Below are 23,157 nucleotides of genomic sequence, written 5' to 3'. Positions count from 1 at the left end.
ACCGGAAGGCGACCGCCGTGCGCCGATCACGGATAATCGAGGCGAACCCCGTTCTCCAGAGAGGACCTCTCATGCTTGCCCGCACCGACCTGCGCGGTCGTACCCCGTCCATCGCCGAGCTCCGGGGCGCGCTGCCCCGAGGCGGAGTGGACGTCGACGCGGTGCTGCATCAGGTACGCCCCGTCGTCGAGGACATTCGTGCCCGTGGTGTCGAGGCGGCACTCGAGTACGGCGCGAAGTTCGACGGTGTCCGCCCGGCCACCGTGCGCGTTCCCCGCGAGGAACTGACGCGCGCGCTCGCCGAACTGGACGCCGACGTCCGCGCCGCCCTCGAAGTCGCGATCGAACGGACCCGCAAGGTCCACGCCGACCAGCGCCGCACCGACACCGTCACCGAGGTCGTCCCCGGCGGCACCGTCACCGAGCGCTGGGTGCCGGTCGACCGCGTCGGCCTGTACGTGCCCGGCGGCAACGCGGTGTACCCGTCGTCCGTCGTGATGAACGTCGTCCCGGCGCAGGCCGCGGGCGTCGAATCGCTCGTCGTCGCGTCGCCGCCGCAGGCCGCGTTCGGCGGTCTGCCGCACCCGACGATCCTCGCCGCCGCCGAACTCCTCGGCGTCGACGAGGTGTGGGCCGTCGGCGGTGCCCAGGCCGTCGCACTGCTCACCTACGGCGGCACCGACACCGACAGTGACGAGTTGGCGCCGGTCGACCTCATCACCGGGCCCGGCAACATCTACGTCACCGCCGCCAAGCGGCTGTGCCGCGGCCTCGTCGGCATCGACGCCGAGGCCGGCCCCACCGAGATCGCGATCCTCGCCGACCGCACCGCCGACCCCGTGCACGTGGCCGCCGACATGATCAGCCAGGCCGAGCACGATGTCATGGCCGCGTCGGTCCTGGTCACCGACAGCGTCGACCTGGCCGACGCCGTCGATACGGCGATCGCCGCGCAGCTCGAATACACCAAGCACCGTGAGCGGGTCGAGACCGCGCTGCGCGGCAGCCAGTCCGGCACCGTCCTCGTCGACGACGTCGCCGCCGGCCTGCGTGTCGTCAACGCGTACGCCGCCGAGCACCTCGAGATCCAGACCGAGAACGCGTCCGCCGTCGCCGCCCGGGTGCGGTCCGCCGGTGCCGTGTTCGTCGGCCCGTGGGCGCCGGTCAGCCTCGGCGACTACTGCGCCGGCTCCAACCACGTCCTGCCCACCGCCGGTTGCGCGCGGCACTCGTCGGGCCTGAGCGTCCAGACGTTCCTGCGCGGCATCCACGTCGTCGACTACAGCGAGGACGCGTTGAAGGATGTCGCCCGGCACGTGATCAACCTGGCCGATGCCGAGGACCTGCCCGCGCACGGCGAGGCCGTCCGGCTGCGGTTCGAGTCGCTGACCGGAGAAACCGAATGAGTACCGTTCCCGGCTCGGGCATCGGACTGGCCGACCTGCCGATCCGCGACAACCTGCGCGGCCAATCCCCGTACGGCGCACCGCAGTTGACGGTTCCCGTGCAGCTCAACACCAACGAGAACCCGCACCCGCCGTCCCGCGCGCTCGTCGACGACGTCGCCGAGGCCGTCCGGGCCGCCGCCGCGGACCTGCACCGCTACCCGGACCGGGACGCCGTCGCGCTGCGCACCGACCTGGCCGAGTACATGACCCGGCAGACCGGTGTCGAGCTGGACGTGTCGAACCTGTGGGCCGCCAACGGCTCCAACGAGGTCCTGCAGCAGCTGCTGCAGGCGTTCGGCGGGCCCGGCCGCACCGCGCTCGGGTTCGTGCCGTCGTACTCCATGCATCCGCTGCTGGTGACCGGCACCCAGACCGAATGGGTGCCGGCGCCGCGCCGCGCCGACTTCTCCCTCGACGCCGCCGCCGCGGTGACGGTGATCGAGGAACGCCGTCCCGACGTCGTGTTCGTCACCAGCCCCAACAATCCGACCGGGCACTCGATCCCGCTCGAGGACTTGAAGCCGATCCTCGACGCGGCACCGGGCATCGTGATCGTCGACGAGGCATACGCCGAGTTCTCGTCGGTGCCGTCCGCGGTCACCCTGATCGACGAGTACCCCACCAAGCTCGTGGTGAGCCGCACGATGAGCAAGGCGTTCGCGTTCGCCGGCGGTCGGCTCGGCTACTTCGTCGCCGCGCCCGCGTTCGTCGACGCCGTGCTGCTGGTGCGGCTGCCGTACCACCTGTCCGTCGTCACCCAGGCCGCCGCGCGGGCAGCGCTGCGGCACGCCGACGAGACTCTCGGCAGCGTCGCCGAACTCGCGTCCGAACGGGACCGGGTGAGCGCGGAACTGGCCGCGATGGGCTACACCGTCGTCCCCAGCGACGCCAACTTCATCCTCTTCGGCCGCTTCGCCGACGCCGCCGCCACATGGCAGCGTTATCTCGACGAGGGTGTCCTCATCCGTGACGTCGGCATCACCGGGCACCTGCGGACCACCGTGGGCCTGGCCGCCGAGAACGACGAACTGCTGCGGGTCAGCCGACTGCTGGCCGCCACCGAACCGAAGGACCTGTGATGAGTGATCGGATCGCACGCGTCGAACGCACGACGCGGGAGTCGAGCATTGTCGTCGAGCTGAACCTCGACGGCACCGGGAAGACCGATATTTCCACCGGGATCCCGTTCTTCGACCACATGCTCACCGCACTCGGCGCGCACGCCAGCTTCGACCTGACGGTGCACGCGAAGGGCGACATCGAGATCGACGCCCACCACACCGTCGAGGACACCGCGATCGTGCTCGGGCAGGCGCTCGGGCAGGCACTCGGCGACAAGAAGGGCATCCGCCGCTTCGGTGACGCGTTCATCCCGATGGACGAAACCCTCGCGCACGCGTCCGTCGACGTGTCCGGCCGGCCGTACTGCGTGCACACCGGCGAACCCGAGCACATGCTGCACGCCGTCATCGGCGGCTACCCGGGCGTGCCGTACTCGACCGTCATCAACCGGCACGTGTTCGAGTCGATCGCGTCCAACGCGCGCATCGCACTGCACGTGCGGGTGCTGTACGGCCGCGACCAGCACCACATCACCGAGGCCGAGTTCAAGGCCGTCGCCCGCGCGCTGCGGGAGGCCGTCGAACCCGATCCGCGGGTCACGGGGATCCCGTCCACCAAGGGCGCGCTGTGAGCGGAGCCTGCGGAACGAACGGTGTGACGGCATGAGCACGGTCTTCCTCTACATCCTGTTCCTCGCGGCAGGTTTCGCGATCGGCGGCGCCTACGCGATGTGGAAGGTCAACAAGCTCGCCTCCGGCGTTCTTCTGGCCCTGGCGATCCTCGCCGCAGCGTCGGGAATCCTGCGGTTGATCTGATGCGGGAGCTGCTCCGGACCCGCGGAATCCTCATCGCCCTGCTGATGGGGGCCACGACGTTCGGCGGCTGGTCGCTGTTGCTGCCGGTGGTGCCGCGGGCCGTCGCCGACGCCGACGGATCGGCCGCCGCGGCCGGTGGCGTGACCGCGATCTTCATGGCGGCCACGGTGGCCACCCAGCTGCGGGTGCCGGCCCTGTTGCGCAGGTTCGGTTACCGGGCGGTACTCGCCGTCGGTTGTCTGCTGCTCGGCCCGCCGTCCCTGGTGTTCGTGTGGAGCACCGACACCGTCCCCGCGCTCGCCGTATCGGCGATCCGCGGCATCGGTTTCGGTCTGGTGACCGTCGCCGGGATCGGACTGCTCGCCGAACTCGCACCGCGAAACCTCCTGGGCCGGGTCACCGGCGCCAACGGGGTCGCGATCGCGGCCGCCCAGATGATCGTGCTGCCCCTCGGGCTCGCGCTGTACGACTCGGGGCACGCCACGGTGGTGTTCGTGCTGGGCGCGGTGATTCCGACCCTGTCGCTGCTGTCGATCTCACTGCTGCCGGCCGTGCGCGCACCGGGCCTGCCCGCGGGCCGCAAGGGCATCCCGTTCTCGGTGCTGCTGATTCCGTGCATCGCGATGCTCGCGGTGTCGGCCGCCTACGGCGGCATGTCGTCGCTGCTGTCGATCGCGGTCGCCGACCGGCCGGTCGGGGCGGCGCTGGCGGCGTCGGCCGGTGCCATGCTCGTCGGCCGCTACGGGTCCGGTGTGATCGCCGACCGGACCGCGGTGGGCCGCACCCTCGTGCCGGCGCTGCTCGTCGGTGCCGCGGGACTGGCCGCTCTGGCCGGGGCGGTGGCGGGCGTGGGCGGCAACGTCGGGTTGATCGCGGGTGCGACGGCGTTCGGTCTCGCCTTCGGGGCGGTCCAGAACGAGTCCCTGCTGGCGCTGCTCGACTCTGCGGGTCCCGAGCGGGTCGGTGCGGCCAGTGCTGCCTGGAACATCGCGTACGACGGCGGTACCGGCATCGGGTCGCTCGCGCTCGGGTTCGTCGCCGGGGCGGCGGGGTATCCGGCGGTGTTCTGGCTCGCCGCGATCGTGGTGCTCGCCGTGACCCCGGTCGCGGTGTGGCCGCGGGCTGCTGCTGCGGCATCGCCCGAGAGCGGAACGCAGTAACCTCCCGAACCAACCTCCCGAACCGCCCGCAGGGGCCGGCTGCCGGGGCCGATAGAGTTTTGCGCATGACCGCACGCAAGGTTGCCCTCCTCGACTACGGCTCCGGAAATCTGCACTCGGCGCAGCGCGCCCTCGCCCGCACCGGGGCCCACGTCGAGGTGACGTCGGACTTCGACGCCGCCGTGAACGCCGACGGTTTGCTCGTCCCCGGTGTCGGCGCGTTCGCCGCATGCATGGAGGGCCTGAAGGCGGTCGGCGGCGACCGCATCATCGGCCGACGCCTCGCCGGGGGCCGCCCCGTCCTGGGGATCTGCGTCGGCATGCAGATCCTGTTCGACCGCGGCGTCGAGCACGGGGTGGAAGCCGACGGCTGCGGTGAATGGCCCGGCACCGTCGAACGCCTGCAGACCGACGTGCTGCCCGTCATGGGCTGGAACACCGTCGAGACGCCCGCCGACAGCACCCTGTTCGCCGGCATGGACGCCGACACCCGTTTCTACTTCGTGCACTCGTACGGCGTCCGCCGATGGGAACTACCCGAACCCGAACGGCTCGCCCCGCCCAAGCTGACGTGGACGGAGCACGGCGACCGGTACCTCGCCGCCGTCGAGAACGGCGCTCTGTCGGCCACCCAGTTCCACCCCGAGAAGTCCGGCGACGCCGGCGCCCAGCTGCTGGAGAACTGGGTCCGCAGCCTGTGACCCGCGACCGTGACCGGGGCGGCGACGAGCGGGATCTGTCGATCGCGCGGCTCGCGCTCGCCACGATGGGCACCGGCGCCGCGGTGCTCGTCGTGACCGCGGTCGTCGTCGTGATCGTGACGCCCGGCCCGGTCGTGGGATTGGTGATCGCGCTCGTCGGGATCGTCGCGGCGATCGCGGCGATGGGTGTGGTGTCGACACGGATGACCCGCCGCGCCTACGGCGACCGGTGACCCACTAGGATCGGCGCGGTGAGCCTGGTCCTTTTGCCTGCTGTAGATGTCGCCAACGGTGAAGCTGTTCGCCTCGTTCAGGGAGAGGCGGGAAGCGAGACCAGTTACGGTGCGCCCCGCGACGCCGCCCTGGCGTGGCAGAACGACGGTGCCGAGTGGGTGCATCTGGTCGATCTCGATGCCGCGTTCGGTCGCGGTTCCAACCGTGAGCTGCTGGCCGCCGTCGTCGGCGAACTCGACGTCAAGGTCGAGTTGTCCGGCGGTATCCGCGACGACGATTCCCTCGAGGCCGCCCTGGCGACCGGGTGCGCCCGCGTCAACCTCGGCACCGCGGCCGTCGAGGACCCCGAGTGGTGTGCGCGTGCCATCGCCAAGCACGGCGAGCGCATCGCCGTCGGCCTCGACGTCAAGCTGATCGACGGCGACTACCGGCTGCGCGGCCGCGGCTGGGTGTCCGACGGCGGCGACCTGTGGGAGGTCCTCGAGCGCCTCAACCGCGACGGCTGCTCGCGTTACGTCGTCACCGACGTCAGCAAGGACGGCACCCTGACGGGCCCGAACCTGGAACTGCTCAGCGCCGTGTGCGCGGCCACCGATGCGCCGGTCGTCGCGTCCGGTGGTGTCTCGACCATCGCCGACCTCGAGGCCATCGCCGGTCTCGTCGGCGAGGGTGTGGAGGGCTCGATCGTCGGAAAGGCGCTCTACGCAGGACGATTCACCCTGCCCGAGGCCCTCGCCGCGGTCTCGCGCTAGGACGACGACCGCGATGAACCGGACCCGCGACCCGCAGGAGTTGCTGGCGATCGCCGGCGACGTCCTCGACGGTGTCGCGGGCCGGTTCGTCACGGGCCTCGGCGCCCCGAGCGCCGTCAGCAAGGGGCCTCAGGACTTCGCGACCGAAGTCGATCTGGAACTCGAGCGGACCATCACCGCGGAACTCGAACGTCGTACCGGCATCGAGGTCCACGGCGAGGAGTACGGCGGCCCGGCCCCGAACCGGGGTGACGTGTGGATCCTGGATCCGGTGGACGGCACGTTCAACTACTCGGCGGGCCTACCGACGGCGGCGATGCTGCTGGCGTTGCTGCGCGACGGCGTCCCGATCCTGGGGTTGACATGGCTGCCGCTGACCGCGGAGACGTTCGCGGCCGCCGTGGGCGGCCCGGTCTACCGCAACGGGGTCGCATTGCCGCGGCTCGAGAAGCGGACCCTCGCCGAGTCGATGATCAGTTTCGGGGCGTTCAACCTCGACAGCCGTGGCCGGTTCCCCGGCCCGTTCCGGTTCGCGTTGCTCGGGGAGCTGAGCCGGGTGTCGTCCCGGATCCGGATCCGCGGCTCCACCGGCGCCGACCTCGCCTACACCGCGGCCGGAAGTTTCGGCGGTGCAATCGTGTTCGGTCACCACCTGTGGGACAACGCGGCCGGGGTGGCGATGGTGCGGGCGGCCGGTGGCGTCGTCACCGATCTGCACGGCGACGAGTGGCACGTCGGTTCGAAATCCGTTCTCGCGGCGTCGCCCGGCGTCCACACCGAACTGCTCGATCTACTTCACGCTCTGGGTGATCCGGAGACGCGGCCTGAAGGAGGGCCACCACGATGACTCTGGCTGTGCGGGTGATCCCGTGTCTCGATGTCGACGCCGGACGCGTCGTCAAGGGTGTCAATTTCGAAAACCTGCGGGACGCAGGCGATCCCGTCGAACTTGCGGCGACGTACGACGCGCAGGGCGCCGACGAGCTGACGTTCCTGGATGTGACGGCGTCCAGTGGTGACCGCGGCACGATGCTCGACGTCGTCACCCGCACCGCCGAGCAGGTGTTCATCCCGCTGACGGTCGGCGGCGGCGTCCGCACCGTCGACGACGTCGACCGGCTGCTGCGTGCCGGTGCCGACAAGGTCAGCGTCAACACCGCGGCCATCGCCCGCCCCGAGGTGCTGCGGGAGATGTCGGAGCGGTTCGGGTCGCAGTGCATCGTGCTGTCCGTCGACGCCCGCACCGTGCCCGCCGGGCAGGAGCCGACGCCGTCCGGGTGGGAGGTCACCACGCACGGCGGCAAGCGGGGCACCGGAATCGACGCCGTCGAGTGGGCGATCCGCGGCGCCGAGCTCGGGGTGGGGGAGATCCTGCTGAACTCGATGGACGCCGACGGCACCAAGGCCGGCTTCGACCTGCCGATGATCCGTGCGGTCCGCGCGGCCGTGCACGTGCCGGTCATCGCGAGCGGCGGCGCCGGGGCCGTCGAACACTTCGCTCCGGCTGTCGAGGCCGGCGCCGACGCGGTCCTCGCGGCGAGTGTCTTCCATTTCGGGGAGATGACGATCGGCGACGTCAAGAACGCGATGCGCGCGGAAGGGATCGTGGTCCGATGAGTCTCGACCCCGCGATCGCCGCGAAACTCAAGCGCAACGACGCCGGACTGTTCAGTGCCGTCGCTCAGGAGAAGTCGACCGGCGACGTCCTCATGGTCGCGTGGATGGACGACGAGGCCCTCGCCCGCACCCTCGCCACCCGCAAGGGCACCTACTATTCGCGGTCCCGGCAGCAGTACTGGGTCAAGGGCGAGACCAGTGGGCACACCCAGTACGTGCACGAGGTGCGGCTCGACTGCGACGGAGACAGCGTCCTGCTGATCGTCGACCAGGAGGGCGCCGCATGCCACACGGGCACGCACACGTGCTTCGACACCGACGTGCTGCTCGCGCCGGAGGCGTAGTTCCCGCGAGCATGCATCTTTCGCGCACGGACGGGTACCCGGAAGGGGTCCGTGCCGTGTGACGAAGGGTGGTGGGCGGTCGTGGACGTCGAACCCGGAACAGTGGTGCTCTACACCGATGTGGTGTGCGGTTGGGCGACGGTGGCACTGCACCGCTTCTACCGCGAGCGGGAACGGGCGGGACTGACCGACGCGGTCCGTGTCGAGCACCGGCTGTTCTCGCTCGAGGACGTCGATCGGCGGCCGGTGCCGAAGCCTCTCGTCGACGGGGAACTCGCGACGCTGGGCGCACTCGAACCGGACATCGGGTGGACGCCGTGGCAGCAGGATCCGTCGTGGTGGCCGGGAACGTCGTTGCCTGCGAACGAGGCCGTGCACGCGGCGAAGCTGCAGTCGCTCGCGGCGGCCGAGGAACTCGACATGGCGATCCGGCTCGCCTTCTTCCGGGACAGCCGGCCGATCCATCTGGTCTACGAGCTGTACGAGATCGCGGCGACGTGCCGGCACGTGGACGTCGACGCGCTCGCCGAGAATCTCGACGAGGGCACGGCGCGGGCGACGATGATGCGCGACTACCGGACCCGCGGGGACCGGGTGCAGGGCAGCCCGCACTTCTTCCTCGCGGACGGCTCGGATGTTCACAATCCGGGTGTCGAGTTGCACTGGGCGGGAGCGCCGGGGGAGGGCTTCCCCGTCGTCGATTCGGACGATCCGACCGTAACGTCGGATCTGGTCCGACGGGCCGCCGGGCGCTGACGGGACCTCACTAAATTCACCTTCGAGTCATACAGGAAATCTGCTGTGCGCTGATCAGATTATCGGGTTAGCGTCGGGCAGAGTTCGGTATTGCAGTGGCCCTCTGAACGTAGCCCGGTCCGGTGATCGGGTGTCGGGATCGAAGGTGATGTGCTCCATGGTGCTGTCCGAAGGCCTGATCGAAGGCAGGGAATCCGAATCGTGCTCGTCCCCGTCCCCGTCCCGGGACGACGTGCTGTTACGCGAACATCTCGCGGCGGCGATAGCCGAGTTCAACGACCCCACGGTGGAGTGGGAGCGGCGCCGGCGCTGCGTGGAGACGGTCTGCGTGGACTGCCTCCCGATCGCCCGCCGGGTGGCGCGCCGCTACCGGGATCGAGGAGTCCCCCTCGACGACCTCGAACAGGTGGCGGCCACTGCACTGGTCGCGGCAGTGCACCGGTTCGACCCCGGACGCGGCACCGACTTCGTGGCGTACGCCGTGACATCGATGCGCGGAGAGTTGCGGCGCTACTTCCGCGACCACACGTGGGCGGTCCGGGTGCCGCGGTCGCTGCAGGAACTGCATCTCGCGTCGGTACGGGAGGCCGACCGGATCAGGCAGGAACTCCACCGCGAACCCGACGCGGCCGAGGTGGCGTCCGCCGTGGGATGTGACCGGGCCGGGGCGGCGGAGGCCGCACTGGCCGGACAGGCCTATACCAGCAGTTCGCTCGACGGGCCGGTCACGGAGGACCGGACACTCCTCGACGGGATCGGGGAACTGGACAGCGGATTCGATCGGATCGACTGCAGCCAGACCTTGCGGTGGCTCCTGTCGAAGCTGAGTTCGCGTGATCGGAAGATCGTGGGCCTCAGATACTTCCACGACCTGACGCAGTCGGAGATTGCGAAGGTCGTCGGTTTGTCCCAGATGCAGGTGTCCCGCATCCTGCGGCAGTCGCTGCAGCGCATGCGGGGGCGGTCCCAGGGCGACGCGGCCTGACGGATCACCGGTGTTTCGCCGCTCCGGCAATCGGGTATCCCGTCGTGACAAGTGGGCACGCTTCGACCCAGGAGTCCTCATGATCGTTCTCGGAATCCTCCTTCTCGTCGCCGCTGTCGCGATCGGTGTCGCCGGTGTCGTCGCCAACGGTGGCGCAGTCTTCGGTTCGGGCACGGACCTCACCGTGTTCGGGGTGCATCTGACCGGATCGATCGGCGCCCTGTATCTCGCGGGAATCGTCGTCGGTGCGGCAGGGATGCTCGGCCTGAGCCTGCTCGTCGCGGGTGCGAGCAGCAACCGGCGGGCGGCACGGCACGTGCGCCGCCAGGACCAGCGCAGCCGGGTCGCCGTCGACGCCGTCGGCACTGATGAACCGGCCGTTCGCGACACCGCGTCCCGCACCTGGAAGCATCCGTTCGGGGGTGGCACGCATGCCACCCCGCGACCGTCGCACTGAGTGCGGGACACTACGGATCGGGGCAGGCGGCGGGCCAGGAGCTCCTTGCCCAGTCGACCGCCCTTACGGGATCCGGTCTGTGCCTTGCGGAAGAACTCCGCCGGTCTGTCGTCCCGTTCCGCGTCGGACGCCAGGGAAGGGGACGTGCGGTGAGAATCGGGTACAAGCTGTTCGCGGAGGGCTACGGGCCCGTCGAGATCGTGCGGCAGGCGGTGCTGGCGGAGCAGGCGGGTTTCGACTTCGTCGAGATCAGTGATCATTTCCATCCGTGGCTGCACGACCAGAACCATTCGGGTTTCGCGTGGTCGATCCTCGGGTCGATCGCTGCGAAGACGTCGACGCTGGGTCTGGCGACAGGGGTGACGTGCCCGTTCCTGCGCTATCACCCGGCGATCGTCGCGCAGGCCGCCGCGACGACGGCACTGCTGTCCGACGGCCGCTTCACTCTCGGATTGGGCAGTGGGGAGCGGCTCAACGAGCATGTGGTCGGCCGGGGCTGGCCGGCGGCGTCGACGCGCACCGACATGCTCCGGGAGTCCATCGAGGTGATCCGGCTGCTGTGGGGCGGCGGGTACCGGAGCTACCGTGGCCGTCACATCCTGCTCGAGGATGCGCGCGTGTTCGATCTGCCCGACCCGCTGCCGCCGATCGTCGTGGCCGGATCGGGTGGCCCGGCGGTCGCCGTCGCCGCCGAACTCGGTGACGGACTGTTCGCGACCGAGGCGGACCCCGACCTCGTGACGCGGTACCGGGAGGCCGGCGGCGACGGCCCGCGCTACGCCGAAGTGTCCCTCGCCTGGGCGTCGACCGACGAGGAGGCCCTCGCCTCCGCCCACAAGCTGTTCAGGTTCTCGGCGGCCGGCTGGAAAGTGCAGGCCGAGTTGCCGAATCCCGTCAACTTCGAGGCGGCCGCGTCCGTGGTGCGTGAATCCGATATCGCCGAGAGCTTCGGATACGGGCCGGACGTGAACCGGCACCTCGAGCGGATCCGCACCTACGCCGACGCCGGCTTCGACCATCTGGCACTCGTGAACGCCGGTCCCGATGTCGACGGCTTCTTCCGGTTCTTCACCGACGAGCTGCGGCCTGCCCTCTCCTGATCACAGCGGCCGGCGTAGTGAGCTTTCGCTCCCGGACCACGACCGGAGCATGTGCTCGCCCACCAGATCGTCGAGGCCCAGGCAGGTGGCGGCGCCGAACAGGACGCCGTCGAGGCTGTCCGGGGCGCCGGCGACGAAGCCGCCCGCCAGTTCCCGGACGGCGATCTGCTCGTGCGCGGAGTCCGCCTCGACGTGGACGTCGAAGAACGTCGTCGCATCGGAGCCGTACCCGAGCCGCGACAGTCCCGCCGCGATCTTCTTCGCCGGCAGCGCCGACGTGGTCTCCACCGCGCACAGGTGCCCGATCAGTGCGGGCAGGAGACGGCGGTGGAAACCGAAGTACGACAAGGCATTCAACGAGGACAGGGTGACGGCGGGCGTCGCGTCGACATAATGGGCGTAGCCCGGCGACAGGCCGAGCGCACGCATCGTGTTCGCGAACAACCGCGCATGCATGTGCTCGTAGCGTCCACCCCCGTACTCGTCGGACTGGATCTCCACCAGGGCCGCCTTCGGTGGACCCTGCAGGCGTGGGATGCCCCACGTGTGCACGTCGGCTTCCCGCAGCTGGTTGAGGGAGCGGTGGACGAGGAACTCCCGGAACTGTTCCGGGTCCGCGTCGTGCGCGAGGAACCCGGACAGGCCCGGCGTCGTGGTGGGGGCGGTCATGTCCCACAGGGCGGCCGCCACATCGTCGCCGAATTCGGTGCGGGCGGTGGTGACCGCGGAGTGGGAAAGTGCGTGCAGTGCACCGTCGAACACCGCTTCGAGTCGCCGGCGCAACGCCAGGAGCGCCGGATCCCACTCCCAGGACGCGTCGACACCCACGATGCCGGCCAGATGCAGTTCGTACAGCACCGTGAGTGTCAACTGGAGATCGTCGTCCGTGAGGACGTCGGGGGCGTCGGGCAGGGGAGGGGCCGGGAACTCGCGGGGGAGGGAACGGCCGGTCACGACATCGAGCACGGCCGCGCTGAGCGGGCCCCGAGCCTGAGGCTCCGGCATCGGCTCGATCGTGCGCGGATGCCTGCTCGGGTGTCGCAGCGCGGTCACGACGCCTCGGCCGGGGAGACACGCTTGCGCTTCTTGTGGGTGCCGTCGCAGAACGGTGTCCGCGACGTGCGCCCGCACCGGCACAGCGCGCACATGCGGCTCGGTGGGGTGATCGAGCGGCCCGCCCCGTCGACGATCGTGACGGGGCCGCGCACCAGCAGCGGGCCGTCGGGGCAGACCGTGATCGACGCCTCCGTCCCGACGATCACGTCGGGGTCCGCAGTCATGATGCCGCCCGGAACACGACGAGTTCTTCGCGGTCGGCGTCCGGTGCGAGCATGCCACGCTTCCGGAGCATGTCGGCCCGCTCGGTGAGGACCGGACCGAACGGGATGCGGGCGGTGGCGGCGATCGTCACGTCGAGGTCCCGGGCCTCGAGCATGGCCCGGGTCCGATCCACCCCGCACACGGCCGACTGCAACAGCAGCAGCACTCCGCCGGGCGTCAACAGGTCCGCGGCATCACGGCAGATGCGGTCCAGGTAGGCGCGCCCGTCCCGACCGGCATCCCAGCAGCGTCCCAGCCCCGTGCGGGGAAGGACGTCGTCCGGCGCCGGGACGTAGGGCGGGTTGGACACCACCACGTCGAACCGGGCACCCGGCAACGCCTCGGTGAGGTCGCCGTGTACGGTCCGCACCCGCACGCGGTTGAGTGCCGCATTCAGCCGGGTGTTGAGCAGCGACCGGCGATGTACGTCGACGGCCGTCACGTGCGCGGCCCCGGCAAGAGCCGCGTATACGGACAGCAGTCCCGTTCCCGCCCCGATGTCGAGGATCCTCGCGTCGACGGCCCGCGGCTCGGAGGACAAGGTGCGCGCGAGAAGGTAGCTGTCCGACTGGGGCGCGTACACGCCCGGCAGTCGCCACAATCGGGGCGGAACACGTACGGCCGGTCGGTCGGTAGCGTCCTCGAGTCGTCTGATCACCATGGCGCGACCCGCGTCCCGGTCCTCAGTCGCCCTGCTCGGCGCGCTGGCGGGCCTCGTCGGCCTCGGCCTTCACGCCCTCGATGCCTTCCACCGGTCCCGACTCGCTCTCGTCCGCCATGGTCACCACAGTCCTTCCGAGTGCGGAGCAGTTGCGGCGACCGGATACCCGAGGCGGGGAGATCGCAAACCCCGAACCGGGACCGGCGCGGCGCGGTCAGTGTCCCCGCTGGTCGGTCAACCCGGCCTCGTCGAGACGCTTCACCCGGCGATGCTCCGCCAGTACGAGCAGCGTTCCGACGACAAGACTTGCCGCGCAGGCGATTCCGGCTATCCAAGCCCAGCCGGCGAAACCGTAGCCGGCGGCCACCAAGGTCAGGCCGAGGGTGACGATCGCGATACCGATCAGCGCGTATCCGGGCCAGTTGCGGGAATCGGCGATCGCTTCGCCGGGATGCTCCCGGGTGGTGTGCGCGAGATCGCGGGGATCCTGCGAGGGATGTGTGTTGTCCATTCGAACCTCCCGTGTCGAGTTCGGTTCTCCTACCGGAATTCTCGCTCGTCCGGTCACGGTCTGCACGGCACCGGTGTTTGCGGCGGGAATCGGAGGGTATCCGTCGGGAACGACCGACTGTGAGGAGACCGTTGTGAAGGCGGTGACATGGCAGGGCAAGCGTCGAGTGGGCGTCGACACCGTCCCGGACCCCCGGATCGAGCAGCCCACCGACGCGATCGTGCGATTGACGACCACCAATCTGTGCGGGTCGGATCTGCACCTGTACGAACTACTGGGGCCGTTCATGAATCCGGGCGACATCCTGGGGCACGAGCCGATGGGCATCGTGGAGGAGGTCGGCAGCGAGATCGACGGACTCGCGGTCGGGGACCGCGTGGTGGTGCCGTTCCAGATCGCGTGCGGGCACTGCTGGATGTGCGGGCAGGGCATGCCGACCCAGTGCGAAACGACGCAGGTGCGGGAGCAGGGCACCGGGGCGGCCCTGTTCGGCTACTCGAAACTGTACGGCGCGGTACCCGGCGCGCAAGCCGAGTACCTGCGGGTTCCGCACGCCGACTTCACGCACATCGCGGTGCCCGACGGCCCGCCCGACGACCGGTTCGTCTACCTGTCCGATGTCCTGCCCACGGCGTGGCAGGCCGTCGAGTACGCCCACGTCCGAGAGGGCGAGTCGTTGACCGTCCTGGGGCTCGGTCCGATCGGCGACATGGCGGCCCGTATCGCCGCCCACCGCGGGGTCCGGGTGGTCGGGGTCGATCTGGTGCCGGAGCGGCTGGCCCGGCTGCGGGACCGTGGCATCGAGGTTCTCGACCTGCGCGAGCACGACGACCTCGCCGCCGCGATCCGGGATCTCACGGACGGCCGTGGCACCGACGCCGTCATCGACGCGGTGGGAATGGAAGCCCACGGTTCCCCCGGTTCGAGGGTGGTCCAGCAGGCGACCGGCCTGTTGCCGGACGCAATCGCCGGACCGTTGTTCACCCACGCCGGCATCGACCGGCTCGCGGCACTGAACGCGGCGATCGAGATCGTCCGCCGCGGCGGCACGGTCTCGATCGTCGGCGTCTACGGTGGCGCGCTCGATCCGTTGCCGATGTTCACGATGTTCGACAAGCAGATCCGGCTCCGGATGGGGCAGGCGAACGTCAAGCGGTGGGCGGGCGAGATCCTGCCGCTGCTCACCGACGACGACCCACTCGGTGTCGACACGTTCGCCACGCACCGCCTGCCGCTGGCCGACGCCCCGCACGCGTACGAGATGTTCCAGAAGAAGCAGGACGGCGCGGTCAAGATCCTGTTCGAGCCCTGACGGTTCACTCCATGCAGCCGGACAGCAGTGCCAGTGCGTGCTCGACGGTCTGCTCGACGACGGCGTCGGGTTCACCGGTGAAGACGAGTTTCTCGGCACGCACCGTCCCCCGGTCGTACAGCGCGAACCACACCGTGCCCGGGTCCTGACCGTCCTGCGGGTCGGGGCCACCGGCGCCGGTCACGGCGATCACGGTGTCGGCGCCCAACAACTCGGCGGTGCGACCGGCCATGGCCCGCGCGCTGACCTCCGAGACGACCGGCCCCGGAGGGACACCGAGCAGTTCGTACTTGACGTCGCGGGCGTACGCGACGACGGCACCCCGGAACCATCGGGACGAATCCGGCGAGGCGCCGAGAAGGCACGAAATACGGCCCCCGGTAAGGGATTCCGCGGTGGCCACGGCTCGTCCTGTGATCTGGGCGAGGTGGGCGAGACGTTCGCTCACTGTGCACCCGTGTAGGCGATCGCCGCATCGACGGTGCGATGGCACGGCAGGAGGCGGTCGCCCCCGGTGACGGTCAGGGCACGTTCGATGCCGCGTGTCACCGCCACGAGAGCGAACTCGATGCCGCGGTGCGCGGCCAGATCGTGTGCCTCGGCCAGCGCACGCGCGGCGTCGACACTGACGAAATCGGTGTGGGTCAGGTCGAGGACGACGACGTCCCCGGCAGTGACCCCGCGTTCGGTGAGGGCGTCGAACGCGGCCCGGTAGGCGTGACGGAAATCGTCGACGGTGTTCATGTCGAGGTTCGGGGCGGACTCCACGATCACCGCCGCCGTCGACACCGGACGACCGGGCCGGCCCGAAGAGTCCGGGGCGTCCGAGACGTCGTCGACACGCGGAATGGTGGAGAGGAAATGGTGGGACACGTCGTGCCTCCGAACCGTCGAGGTCAGTGGGCATGAGGATCTTCGCCGAGCGGCGAAGCCGGGTTGCGTGCTCGACCCACGTCAACCTTTCCTAACACCGAACCGGTCCGCTGTACAGGCCATCGCGCTCCGCGGCCGGCCGCGAGATCACTGTTCGGCCTGCTCCCGGAGCCTGGCAAGGGTGTCGGACAGAATGCGGGACACGTGCATCTGCGAGACGCCGATGCGTTCGGCGATCTGCGACTGGGTCTGGTCGCCGAAGAACCGCAGGAGCAGGACGGTGCGCTCCCGCGCCGGCAGCGTCCCGAGGAGTACCCGGATCGTCTCGTGGTCCTCGACCCCGGCCAGGTCGCCGTCGCGTTCCCCGAGCACGTCGGCGAGGGTCGCACCGGTATCGGTGCCGCCGGCGGCCGCGTCGACCGACAGGGTGTGGTAGCCGGTCGCGGCCTGCAGGCCCTGCACGACGTCGTCGTCGGCGACGTCGAGGTCGACGGCGATCTCGTGGGTGGTCGGCGAGCGCCCCAACCGCTGGGACAGGGCCGCGGCGGACTTGGTGATCTCGAGGTGGAGTTCTTTGAGCCGCCGCGGAACCCGCACTGCCCACCCGGTGTCCCGGAAGTGCCGACGCACCTCGCCCATGATGGTGGGAACCGCGAACGCGAGGAACTCGCAGCCGCGGTCGGCATCGAAGCGGTCGACGGCATTGACCAGGCCCAGGCTCGCCACCTGGAGCAGATCGTCGAACGGTTCGCCGCGGCGGTCGAACCGCTGGGCGATGTGCTCGGCCAGCGGCAGGCACCGGGTGATGATGGCCTGCCGCACCTCGGCGTGCGCCGGATCGTCGGACCCGAGTGAACGCAACGTCGTGAACATCGGTAACACGTCGCTGTATTCGTCGGATCGGTCGACGGTGCGGCGGCTCACACGGCGTCCCCGCCGAACATGGTGAACGCGATCGTGACGGCCGTCCGGTCGGGGCCGGCTCCCGGACCGCGGGTGATCTCGAGTTCGTCGGTGAGCGTGCGCAGGACGTGCCAGCCGAACTTCCGTTCCACCGGGGCGTCCGCCTCCTCCGGTGGCGCCGAGACGGCGGCCGCGAGCCGGAACGAGTCGGGGGACAACCGGAACCGGCAGACGATGTCGGTGCCGGGAAGCGCGATCCGCAGCAGCGTGCTGCACGTCTCGTCGACGGCGAGCCGGAGGTCGGCCAGCCGGTCGAGATCCATGTTGCACTGGCCGGCCAGTGCCGTCGCGACCCCGCGCAGCGGGCCCAGGTGCACGGGGTCCGCCGGCGCCCGAAGCTCGAGAACCGGGTCGAGTTCGTCCGGCCGTGTCGTGGTTGCGCAGGTTCGCGTCATGACTCCTCGCTGGACTCCGTCGTCTCCGTCGCAGCGCCCGATCGTCGCTGCCCGCGCTGCAGAGATTCCCCGTCCGGGCCGATTCCAAACACCTGGACACACCGGGGTGTCGTCACCAGCGTCCCACGAGACAGGGTCGATTGTTCGGGCCCGACCGCGTTACGGTGGCATCGAGGTTCGAACTCCCCGTCCGCCCCGACCTTCCGGAGGACGTCATGACCGAAGTACTGCAGAAGTCCGGCCCGCAACACAACCCGGATCCCGAACCGGGACACATCCCCGACCTCGAGCCAGGCGGCGGGGTCCCGATCGGTTCGACACCCCCCGAATCCGAAGGTATCTCGGACCTTGCCGGACACGAACCGGAGATCGGTCGGGGCTTCCCGACGACGGGAACCGTCGCTGTCGGTGCCATCGCCGTGGTCTTCACCGTCGTCGCGATCGGGCTGATCCTGATGGTCGCCGGAGTGGGGTGACGGCTGCGGGCACGGCCGCCGAAAGCCCGATGCGGGCGGTTGCTGCGAACACGACTCGGCGTTCGGTGCAGTAACCGCCCGCAGCGTGCGGCAGTATGCGGGTGACACGTCCGAGTAGTCGTCAATACCAGTACCGTCGACCACCGACCGCCCTGCCCGTGGCACCGATCAGGGCGAGGATCACGCCGATCACGAGCAGCACGATGCCGATCGTCCAGATGATCGAGACACCGGTGAGAAAGCCGATCAGCAACAGGATCAAACCCAGCACGATCATGACGGACTCCTTCCGCAGGAACCCTCGTCGGATACCCGCGCCGCCGCCCCGGGAAACCCGGCGGCCACTGGCACAATCTCCGCCATGCCACTCATTCAGATCAGCCAGACCCCGGGCCTGACGGCCGAGCAGAAGCGCGCCACGATCGCCGCGGTCACCGCGGCGTACGCCGAAGCCACCGGGAAGAATGCGTCGTCGGTGTGGGTGACGATCACCGAGGTGCCCCGCGAACACTGGGGTGTCGGCGGCGAGCCGCTGGGATGACACGGCGGCGAGCCGCTGGGCGGAGCCGGTCTCAGGCCTTGCCGGTGCCGGCGGCGATGCCGCGGTCGAGCTGACCGATCAGGGTGGTACCGAGCTCCGCCAGTTGCGTCACCTGGTTCCCGTCCAGGCCTTCGAACACGAGTGCCTGGACGGTGCGTACGTGCCCGGGTGCGGCGTCCGTGACCGTCGCCATGCCGTCGTCGGTGAGGACCGCGAACGCGCCCCGCACCCCGGGCACCGTGTCGCGGCGCACCCAGCCGCGTTTCTCGAGGCGGGTCACGACGTGGGAGAGCCGGGACAGGGAGGCGTTGGCGTCGGCGGCGAGTTCGGACAGGCGCAGTCGTCGGCCGTCGGCTTCCGACAGGACGGCGAGAACGAAGTACTCGAAGTGGGTGATCCCGGCGTCGCGCTGCAACTGGGTGTCGAGCGCGGCCGGTAGTCGGGTGATCAGGGCCACCAGGGTGCGCCACGCGGCCTGCTGGTCGGGCGTGAGCCAGGGGGTGTCGGTGTCGTCGGGCGCGCTCATGGTCTCAGGGTGTCAAATGCCGGTTCGGTGTGGATCGGCCGGGGAACAGACGTCGGCCGGGTGAGGTTGCACAACCTGATAAGTTGAAGCTTCAACCTAGGAGGTTTCTGTGACCGACATGCCGGCGATCTTCCTCAGCCACGGCGCCCCACCCCTGGTCGACAGCGCGACCTGGGTCGACGAACTGGCCCGATGGTCCGCCGACCTGCCCCGGCCGACCGCGATCCTCGTCGTGTCCGCGCACTGGGAGTCGGCGCCGCTGACGATCGGTGCCGTCGACACCGGCACCCCGCTCGTGTACGACTTCGGCGGGTTTCCCCAGCGCTTCTACGAGGTCACCTACGCCGCACCCGGCGCACCCGACCTGGCCCGGCAGGTCGCCGCACTGATGCCCGACGACGAACCGGTCCACCACGACCGGCGCCGCGGCCTCGATCACGGCGCGTACGTGCCGCTCACGGTCATGTATCCGGACGCCGACATCCCCGTCCTGCAGATCTCGATGCCCACCCTCGACCCACAGCGGCTGCTCGCCCTGGGGCGTCGCCTGCGGCCGCTACGCGAGCAGGGTGTGCTGATCGTCGGATCGGGATTCACGACCCACGGGCTGCCGTTCCTGCGGGACCCGTCGCCCGACGCCGTCCCGCCCGGCTGGTCGGCCGAGTTCGATGCGTGGGCGGGGGAGCGGATCGCGGCCGGGGACGTCGACGCGCTGATCGACTTCCGCAGCCGGGCGCCGGGCATGCCCTACGCACACCCGACGATCGAGCACTTCGCGCCGCTGTTCGTCACCCTCGGGGCGGCGAACGATCCCGAACAGGCCCCGGCCCAGGTGATCGACGGATTCTGGACGGGACTGTCGAAGCGGTCGATCCAGGTGGCGTGACACCTGCTGTGCGGCTGGTGCCGCCCAAAAGGCGCCCGGGGCGCGCAGCGTCACCGCAGCGCCTGGGATGATGGGGGCATGCGCGGCGAATCCACCACTGTTCCGGCACCTCCGTCGATTACGGAGGGGCAGGTCGTCGACGATTCGACCACTACCCGTGAGCAGTTCCGGGCGTTGGCGGCCGAACATCGGGTCGTGCCGGTGGTGCGGAAGGTGCTGGCGGATGCGGAGACTCCGTTGTCGGCGTATTCGAAGCTGGCGGGGGGCCGGCCGGGCACGTTCCTGCTGGAGTCGGCGGAGAACGGTCGGTCGTGGTCGCGGTGGTCGTTCATCGGGGCGGGCAGCCCGGCGGCGCTCACGGTGCGTGACGGTGAGGCGGCGTGGTTCGGCAATGTTCCGGCGGGGGCGCCGTCGGGTGGTGATCCGATCGCGGCGCTGGGACGCACCCTGGAGTTGCTGCGCAGTGAACGCCTGCCCGGTCTGCCGCCGCTGACCGGTGGCATGGTCGGTTTCCTCGGGTACGACGCGGTCCGTCGCCTCGAACGTCTGCCCGAGCACGCCGTCGACGATCTGCAGATCCCGGAGATGGTGATGCTGCTGGCCACCGATCTCGCGGCGGTCGACCACCACGAGGGGGCGATCACGCTCATCGCGAACGCCGTCAACTGGGACGGTTCCGACGAACGGGTCGACGAGGCGTACGACGACGCCGTCGCCCGACTGGACCGGATGACCGAGGCATTGTCGGCGCCGGCGCGGTCGACGGTGTCGACGTTCGCGCGGCCGCGGCCCGAGTTCCACCGGCAGCGCACCACCGAGGGATTCGGTGCGGACGTGCGCCGCCTGATCGGTGAGATCGAGGCCGGTGAGGCGTTCCAGGTGGTGTTGTCGCAGCGCTTCGAAATGGATTGCGACGCAGAACCGATCGACGTGTACCGGATGTTGCGGGCATCGAACCCGAGCCCGTACATGTACCTGGTGCAGGTTCCGGACGGTGACGGCGACACGGCGTTCTCGATCGTCGGATCGAGCCCGGAGGCGCTGGTGACCGTCCACGAGGGGGTCGCGACGACGCATCCGATCGCCGGTACCCGCTGGCGTGGGGAGACGGAGGAGGACGACATCCTGCTCGAGAAGGATCTCCTGGCCGACGAGAAGGAGAATTCCGAGCACCTGATGCTCGTCGACCTCGGTCGCAACGACCTCGGCCGGGTGTGCGAGCCGGGCACCGTGAAGGTGCACGACTACCGGCACATCGAGCGGTACAGCCACGTGATGCATCTCGTCTCGACCGTCACCGGACGGCTCGCCGACGGTAAGCACGCTCTCGACGCGGTCACCGCGTGCTTCCCGGCCGGCACCCTCTCGGGGGCGCCCAAGGTGCGGGCGATGCAGTTGATCGACGAGCTCGAACCCACCCGCCGGGGCATCTACGGTGGCATCGTCGGCTATCTCGACTTCGCGGGGGACGCCGACACCGCGATCGCGATCCGCACCGCCTTGATCAAGGACGGCACAGCGTATGTGCAGGCCGGTGCGGGGGTGGTCGCCGACTCGGATCCCGAATACGAGGACACCGAGGCCCGTAACAAGGCGATGGCGGTCCTGAGCGCCATCGCGGCAGCGCAGACACTGCGGCCCTTCGCGGGACCGCACGGAGGTGATCGGTGATGAGTGCGAACACGGCAGGACGCCGGGCCACCGGAGTGGCGGCGCTGCTGCTCGCGGCCGCGGCGCTGTGCCTGTGGGGGTCGTCGCGCATGACGTGGGTGACGGTCACGTCGTCCGACGGCCTCGGTGAGGATCGGGTGACGACCCTCGACGGCGGCACGTGGGCGGCCGCGACCACCCCGCTCGCGCTGGTGCTGGTCGCCGCGATCGCTGCCGCGTTCGCGGTGCGCGGCTGGGTCGTCCGGATCGTCGGTGGTCTCGTCGCGGTCGCCGCGGTGGTGGCCGCCGTGCCCGCGATCGGGTTGCTCACGTCCGGTGCGTCGAACGAACAGGCCTCGGACATCGCGGGATTCGAGCGGGTCGCGACGCAGGTGACCGCGACCGACGTGGCGGTCCTACCGGCGCTGCTGGTGCTGCTCGGGTCGCTGCTCGCGCTCGTCGCTGCGGTACTGCTCGTCCGTAAACCTGCTGCGACGGGCGGGCTTTCGTCCAAATACGACAGTCCCGCGGCCCGCCGGGAGGCGGCCGGGCGCGGGACGAACGGGCAGACGGACGAGCCGCCCACCCAGCGCATGTTGTGGGACGCGCTCGACGCGGGCGACGATCCGACGGACGGTGACACGGTGCCCGATCCGGATTCGGGGAGCACCGATGTGAGCAAGGGCACGCCGGGTTCGGGTACCCGCCCGGAGGACGGCTGACCCCGGCCTCTACCCTGAACCATGAACCGATGAGTTTCCTCACATCGGTTGACATGCCGGAAAGGACTCGGGGCCTCGATGACTGTTCTCGACTCGATTCTCGACGGGGTGCGCGCCGATGTCGCTGCCCGTGAAGCGGTTCTGGATCTCGCTGCGGTCAAGGCCGCCGCGGCTGCCGCGCCCCCCGCACTCGATGCCGCGGCCGCGCTGCGCGCACCCGGAGTCGGCGTGATCGCCGAAGTGAAGCGGGCCAGCCCGTCGAAGGGGGCGCTCGCGGACATCCCGGATCCCGCGGTCCTCGCCGCCGCGTACGAGGAGGGCGGTGCCCGGATCATCAGTGTCCTCACCGAGGAGCGTCGCTTCCACGGGTCGCTCGCCGATCTCGACGCGGTCCGCCGCGCGGTGGACATCCCGATCCTGCGCAAGGACTTCATCGTCGGCCCGTACCAGATCCACGAGGCCCGTGCGCACGGTGCGGACGTGATCCTGTTGATCGTCGCCGCACTCGACCAGAACACCCTCACCTCGCTGCTCGACCGCACCGAGTCGCTCGGCATGACCGCGCTCGTCGAGGTCCACACCGAGGAGGAGGCGGACCGCGCGCTCGAGGCCGGTGCGAGTGTCATCGGCGTCAACGCCCGCAACCTCAAGACCCTCGAGGTCGACATGAGCACGTTCGGGCAGATCGCACCGGGCCTGCCCAGCAGCGTCGTGAAGATCGCCGAATCCGGTGTGCGCGGCCCGGCGGATCTGCTCGCGTACGCGGGTGCCGGCGCGGACGCGGTCCTCGTCGGCGAGGGTTTGGTGACCAGCGGCGACCCGCGGCACGCGTGCGCGGAACTGGCGACGGCGGGTGCGCATCCGTCGTGCCCCAAGCCGTCGCGCTGAGA

32 protein-coding genes are annotated in these 23,157 nt (G+C 70.1%); 22 read left to right on the top strand and 10 right to left on the bottom strand.

All coding sequences use genetic code 11. From position 1 onward, the window contains the following. Positions 1–71 precede the first annotated feature (71 nt). From hisD to Q5696_RS12080, 15 genes are all read left to right on the top strand, one after another. On the top strand, positions 72–1,406 hold the full coding sequence (gene hisD, locus Q5696_RS12150; protein ID WP_305091604.1) for a histidinol dehydrogenase: 1,335 nt from the start codon (positions 72–74) through the stop codon (positions 1,404–1,406). Then, entirely contained in the window at positions 1,403–2,527 is a 1,125-nt protein-coding gene (locus Q5696_RS12145) for a histidinol-phosphate transaminase (RefSeq protein ID WP_305091603.1), read from the top strand. Before hisD ends, Q5696_RS12145 begins: the two co-directional genes overlap by 4 nt. Then, positions 2,527–3,141, top strand: coding sequence for an imidazoleglycerol-phosphate dehydratase HisB (gene hisB / locus Q5696_RS12140; RefSeq protein WP_305091602.1), 615 nt, complete (start codon positions 2,527–2,529; stop codon positions 3,139–3,141). The genes Q5696_RS12145 and hisB overlap by 1 nt, the downstream gene beginning before the upstream one ends. A gap of 31 nt (positions 3,142–3,172) precedes the next feature. Further along, positions 3,173–3,325 (top strand): CG2302 family histidine operon protein, encoded by a 153-nt coding sequence (locus tag Q5696_RS12135; RefSeq protein ID WP_305091601.1) that lies wholly within the window; start codon positions 3,173–3,175, stop codon positions 3,323–3,325. Next, positions 3,325–4,485 carry an MFS transporter gene (locus Q5696_RS12130; RefSeq protein ID WP_305091600.1) on the top strand — a complete coding sequence of 387 codons (1,161 nt, stop codon included), beginning with the start codon at positions 3,325–3,327 and terminating at the stop codon, positions 4,483–4,485. Before Q5696_RS12135 ends, Q5696_RS12130 begins: the two co-directional genes overlap by 1 nt. 65 nt (positions 4,486–4,550) lie before the next feature. Beyond that, positions 4,551–5,186, top strand: a complete 636-nt coding sequence (gene hisH / locus Q5696_RS12125; RefSeq protein ID WP_305091599.1) for an imidazole glycerol phosphate synthase subunit HisH — start codon at positions 4,551–4,553, stop codon at positions 5,184–5,186. Beyond that, complete coding sequence (locus Q5696_RS12120; protein ID WP_305095412.1) at positions 5,183–5,419, top strand: hypothetical protein; 237 nt, start codon at positions 5,183–5,185, stop codon at positions 5,417–5,419. The genes hisH and Q5696_RS12120 overlap by 4 nt, the downstream gene beginning before the upstream one ends. Before the next feature lie 18 nt (positions 5,420–5,437). Further along, positions 5,438–6,172 carry a bifunctional 1-(5-phosphoribosyl)-5-((5-phosphoribosylamino)methylideneamino)imidazole-4-carboxamide isomerase/phosphoribosylanthranilate isomerase PriA gene (gene priA, locus Q5696_RS12115; RefSeq protein ID WP_305091598.1) on the top strand — a complete coding sequence of 245 codons (735 nt, stop codon included), beginning with the start codon at positions 5,438–5,440 and terminating at the stop codon, positions 6,170–6,172. A gap of 13 nt (positions 6,173–6,185) precedes the next feature. Further along, complete coding sequence (locus Q5696_RS12110) at positions 6,186–7,019, top strand: inositol monophosphatase family protein (protein ID WP_305091597.1); 834 nt, start codon at positions 6,186–6,188, stop codon at positions 7,017–7,019. Further along, positions 7,016–7,789 carry an imidazole glycerol phosphate synthase subunit HisF gene (gene hisF / locus Q5696_RS12105; RefSeq protein WP_305091596.1) on the top strand — a complete coding sequence of 258 codons (774 nt, stop codon included), beginning with the start codon at positions 7,016–7,018 and terminating at the stop codon, positions 7,787–7,789. The genes Q5696_RS12110 and hisF overlap by 4 nt, the downstream gene beginning before the upstream one ends. Next, entirely contained in the window at positions 7,786–8,133 is a 348-nt protein-coding gene (hisI, locus tag Q5696_RS12100) for a phosphoribosyl-AMP cyclohydrolase (RefSeq protein ID WP_305091595.1), read from the top strand. Before hisF ends, hisI begins: the two co-directional genes overlap by 4 nt. A gap of 81 nt (positions 8,134–8,214) precedes the next feature. Further along, positions 8,215–8,889, top strand: coding sequence for a DsbA family oxidoreductase (locus Q5696_RS12095; RefSeq protein WP_305091594.1), 675 nt, complete (start codon positions 8,215–8,217; stop codon positions 8,887–8,889). 157 nt (positions 8,890–9,046) lie between these two features. After that, positions 9,047–9,874 (top strand): sigma-70 family RNA polymerase sigma factor, encoded by an 828-nt coding sequence (locus Q5696_RS12090; protein ID WP_305091593.1) that lies wholly within the window; start codon positions 9,047–9,049, stop codon positions 9,872–9,874. Positions 9,875–9,953: 79 nt separating this feature from the next. Then, complete coding sequence (locus tag Q5696_RS12085; RefSeq protein ID WP_305091592.1) at positions 9,954–10,331, top strand: hypothetical protein; 378 nt, start codon at positions 9,954–9,956, stop codon at positions 10,329–10,331. A 149-nt stretch (positions 10,332–10,480) separates the two neighbouring features. After that, positions 10,481–11,431 (top strand): TIGR03557 family F420-dependent LLM class oxidoreductase, encoded by a 951-nt coding sequence (locus Q5696_RS12080; protein WP_305091591.1) that lies wholly within the window; start codon positions 10,481–10,483, stop codon positions 11,429–11,431. On the opposite strand, the gene Q5696_RS12075 is transcribed toward Q5696_RS12080, so the two are convergent. From Q5696_RS12075 to Q5696_RS12060, 4 genes are all read right to left on the bottom strand, one after another. Beyond that, positions 11,432–12,436 (bottom strand): iron-containing redox enzyme family protein, encoded by a 1,005-nt coding sequence (locus Q5696_RS12075; protein ID WP_305091590.1) that lies wholly within the window; start codon positions 12,434–12,436, stop codon positions 11,432–11,434. 44 nt (positions 12,437–12,480) lie between these two features. Further along, a complete protein-coding gene (locus Q5696_RS12070; protein ID WP_305091589.1) occupies positions 12,481–12,711 on the bottom strand; it encodes a CDGSH iron-sulfur domain-containing protein in 231 nt (76 codons plus the stop codon). Then, positions 12,708–13,412, bottom strand: a complete 705-nt coding sequence (locus tag Q5696_RS12065; protein WP_305091588.1) for a HemK2/MTQ2 family protein methyltransferase — start codon at positions 13,410–13,412, stop codon at positions 12,708–12,710. Before Q5696_RS12065 ends, Q5696_RS12070 begins: the two co-directional genes overlap by 4 nt. 214 nt (positions 13,413–13,626) lie before the next feature. Next, positions 13,627–13,923: a hypothetical protein gene (locus tag Q5696_RS12060; protein WP_305091587.1), complete on the bottom strand. Its 297-nt coding sequence runs from the start codon at positions 13,921–13,923 to the stop codon at positions 13,627–13,629. A 133-nt stretch (positions 13,924–14,056) separates the two neighbouring features. Between Q5696_RS12060 and Q5696_RS12055 the strand changes: the two genes are divergently transcribed. Beyond that, positions 14,057–15,235 (top strand): zinc-dependent alcohol dehydrogenase, encoded by a 1,179-nt coding sequence (locus tag Q5696_RS12055; protein WP_305091586.1) that lies wholly within the window; start codon positions 14,057–14,059, stop codon positions 15,233–15,235. A 4-nt stretch (positions 15,236–15,239) separates the two neighbouring features. Here Q5696_RS12055 and Q5696_RS12050 read toward each other — a convergent pair whose 3' ends face one another. From Q5696_RS12050 to Q5696_RS12035, 4 genes are all read right to left on the bottom strand, one after another. Continuing rightward, positions 15,240–15,683 (bottom strand): CinA family protein, encoded by a 444-nt coding sequence (locus Q5696_RS12050; protein ID WP_305091585.1) that lies wholly within the window; start codon positions 15,681–15,683, stop codon positions 15,240–15,242. Then, a complete protein-coding gene (locus Q5696_RS12045; RefSeq protein WP_305091584.1) occupies positions 15,680–16,108 on the bottom strand; it encodes an STAS domain-containing protein in 429 nt (142 codons plus the stop codon). The genes Q5696_RS12050 and Q5696_RS12045 overlap by 4 nt, the downstream gene beginning before the upstream one ends. Before the next feature lie 147 nt (positions 16,109–16,255). Next, positions 16,256–16,981, bottom strand: coding sequence for a SigB/SigF/SigG family RNA polymerase sigma factor (locus tag Q5696_RS12040; protein ID WP_370654922.1), 726 nt, complete (start codon positions 16,979–16,981; stop codon positions 16,256–16,258). A gap of 47 nt (positions 16,982–17,028) precedes the next feature. Then, entirely contained in the window at positions 17,029–17,466 is a 438-nt protein-coding gene (locus Q5696_RS12035; RefSeq protein WP_305091582.1) for an ATP-binding protein, read from the bottom strand. A 215-nt stretch (positions 17,467–17,681) separates the two neighbouring features. Between Q5696_RS12035 and Q5696_RS12030 the strand changes: the two genes are divergently transcribed. Then, the gene (locus Q5696_RS12030; RefSeq protein ID WP_305091581.1) at positions 17,682–17,942 is read left to right on the top strand and encodes a DUF6480 family protein; all 261 of its coding nucleotides are present in this window, start codon (positions 17,682–17,684) and stop codon (positions 17,940–17,942) included. Between the two features lie 121 nt (positions 17,943–18,063). On the opposite strand, the gene Q5696_RS12025 is transcribed toward Q5696_RS12030, so the two are convergent. Further along, positions 18,064–18,219 carry a DUF6131 family protein gene (locus tag Q5696_RS12025; RefSeq protein ID WP_305091580.1) on the bottom strand — a complete coding sequence of 52 codons (156 nt, stop codon included), beginning with the start codon at positions 18,217–18,219 and terminating at the stop codon, positions 18,064–18,066. Positions 18,220–18,303: 84 nt separating this feature from the next. Between Q5696_RS12025 and Q5696_RS12020 the strand changes: the two genes are divergently transcribed. Beyond that, entirely contained in the window at positions 18,304–18,483 is a 180-nt protein-coding gene (locus Q5696_RS12020; protein ID WP_305091579.1) for a tautomerase family protein, read from the top strand. Positions 18,484–18,514: 31 nt separating this feature from the next. On the opposite strand, the gene Q5696_RS12015 is transcribed toward Q5696_RS12020, so the two are convergent. Further along, positions 18,515–19,009, bottom strand: coding sequence for a MarR family winged helix-turn-helix transcriptional regulator (locus Q5696_RS12015; protein WP_305091578.1), 495 nt, complete (start codon positions 19,007–19,009; stop codon positions 18,515–18,517). 118 nt (positions 19,010–19,127) lie between these two features. On the opposite strand from Q5696_RS12015, the gene Q5696_RS12010 reads away from it, so the two are divergent. From Q5696_RS12010 to trpC, 4 genes are all read left to right on the top strand, one after another. Beyond that, on the top strand, positions 19,128–19,895 hold the full coding sequence (locus tag Q5696_RS12010) for a dioxygenase family protein (RefSeq protein WP_305095263.1): 768 nt from the start codon (positions 19,128–19,130) through the stop codon (positions 19,893–19,895). Positions 19,896–19,973: 78 nt separating this feature from the next. Continuing rightward, the gene (locus Q5696_RS12005) at positions 19,974–21,566 is read left to right on the top strand and encodes an anthranilate synthase component I (RefSeq protein ID WP_305091577.1); all 1,593 of its coding nucleotides are present in this window, start codon (positions 19,974–19,976) and stop codon (positions 21,564–21,566) included. Then, positions 21,566–22,267 carry a TIGR02234 family membrane protein gene (locus tag Q5696_RS12000; protein ID WP_305091576.1) on the top strand — a complete coding sequence of 234 codons (702 nt, stop codon included), beginning with the start codon at positions 21,566–21,568 and terminating at the stop codon, positions 22,265–22,267. Before Q5696_RS12005 ends, Q5696_RS12000 begins: the two co-directional genes overlap by 1 nt. Positions 22,268–22,345: 78 nt before the next feature. Then, positions 22,346–23,155 (top strand): indole-3-glycerol phosphate synthase TrpC, encoded by an 810-nt coding sequence (gene trpC / locus Q5696_RS11995; protein ID WP_305091575.1) that lies wholly within the window; start codon positions 22,346–22,348, stop codon positions 23,153–23,155. Positions 23,156–23,157: the final 2 nt, after the last annotated feature.

Origin of the sequence: Prescottella sp. R16, from assembly GCF_030656875.1 — a bacterium.
Taxonomy (GTDB): domain Bacteria; phylum Actinomycetota; class Actinomycetes; order Mycobacteriales; family Mycobacteriaceae; genus Prescottella.
This window is presented reverse-complemented; position numbering and strand designations above follow the sequence as displayed.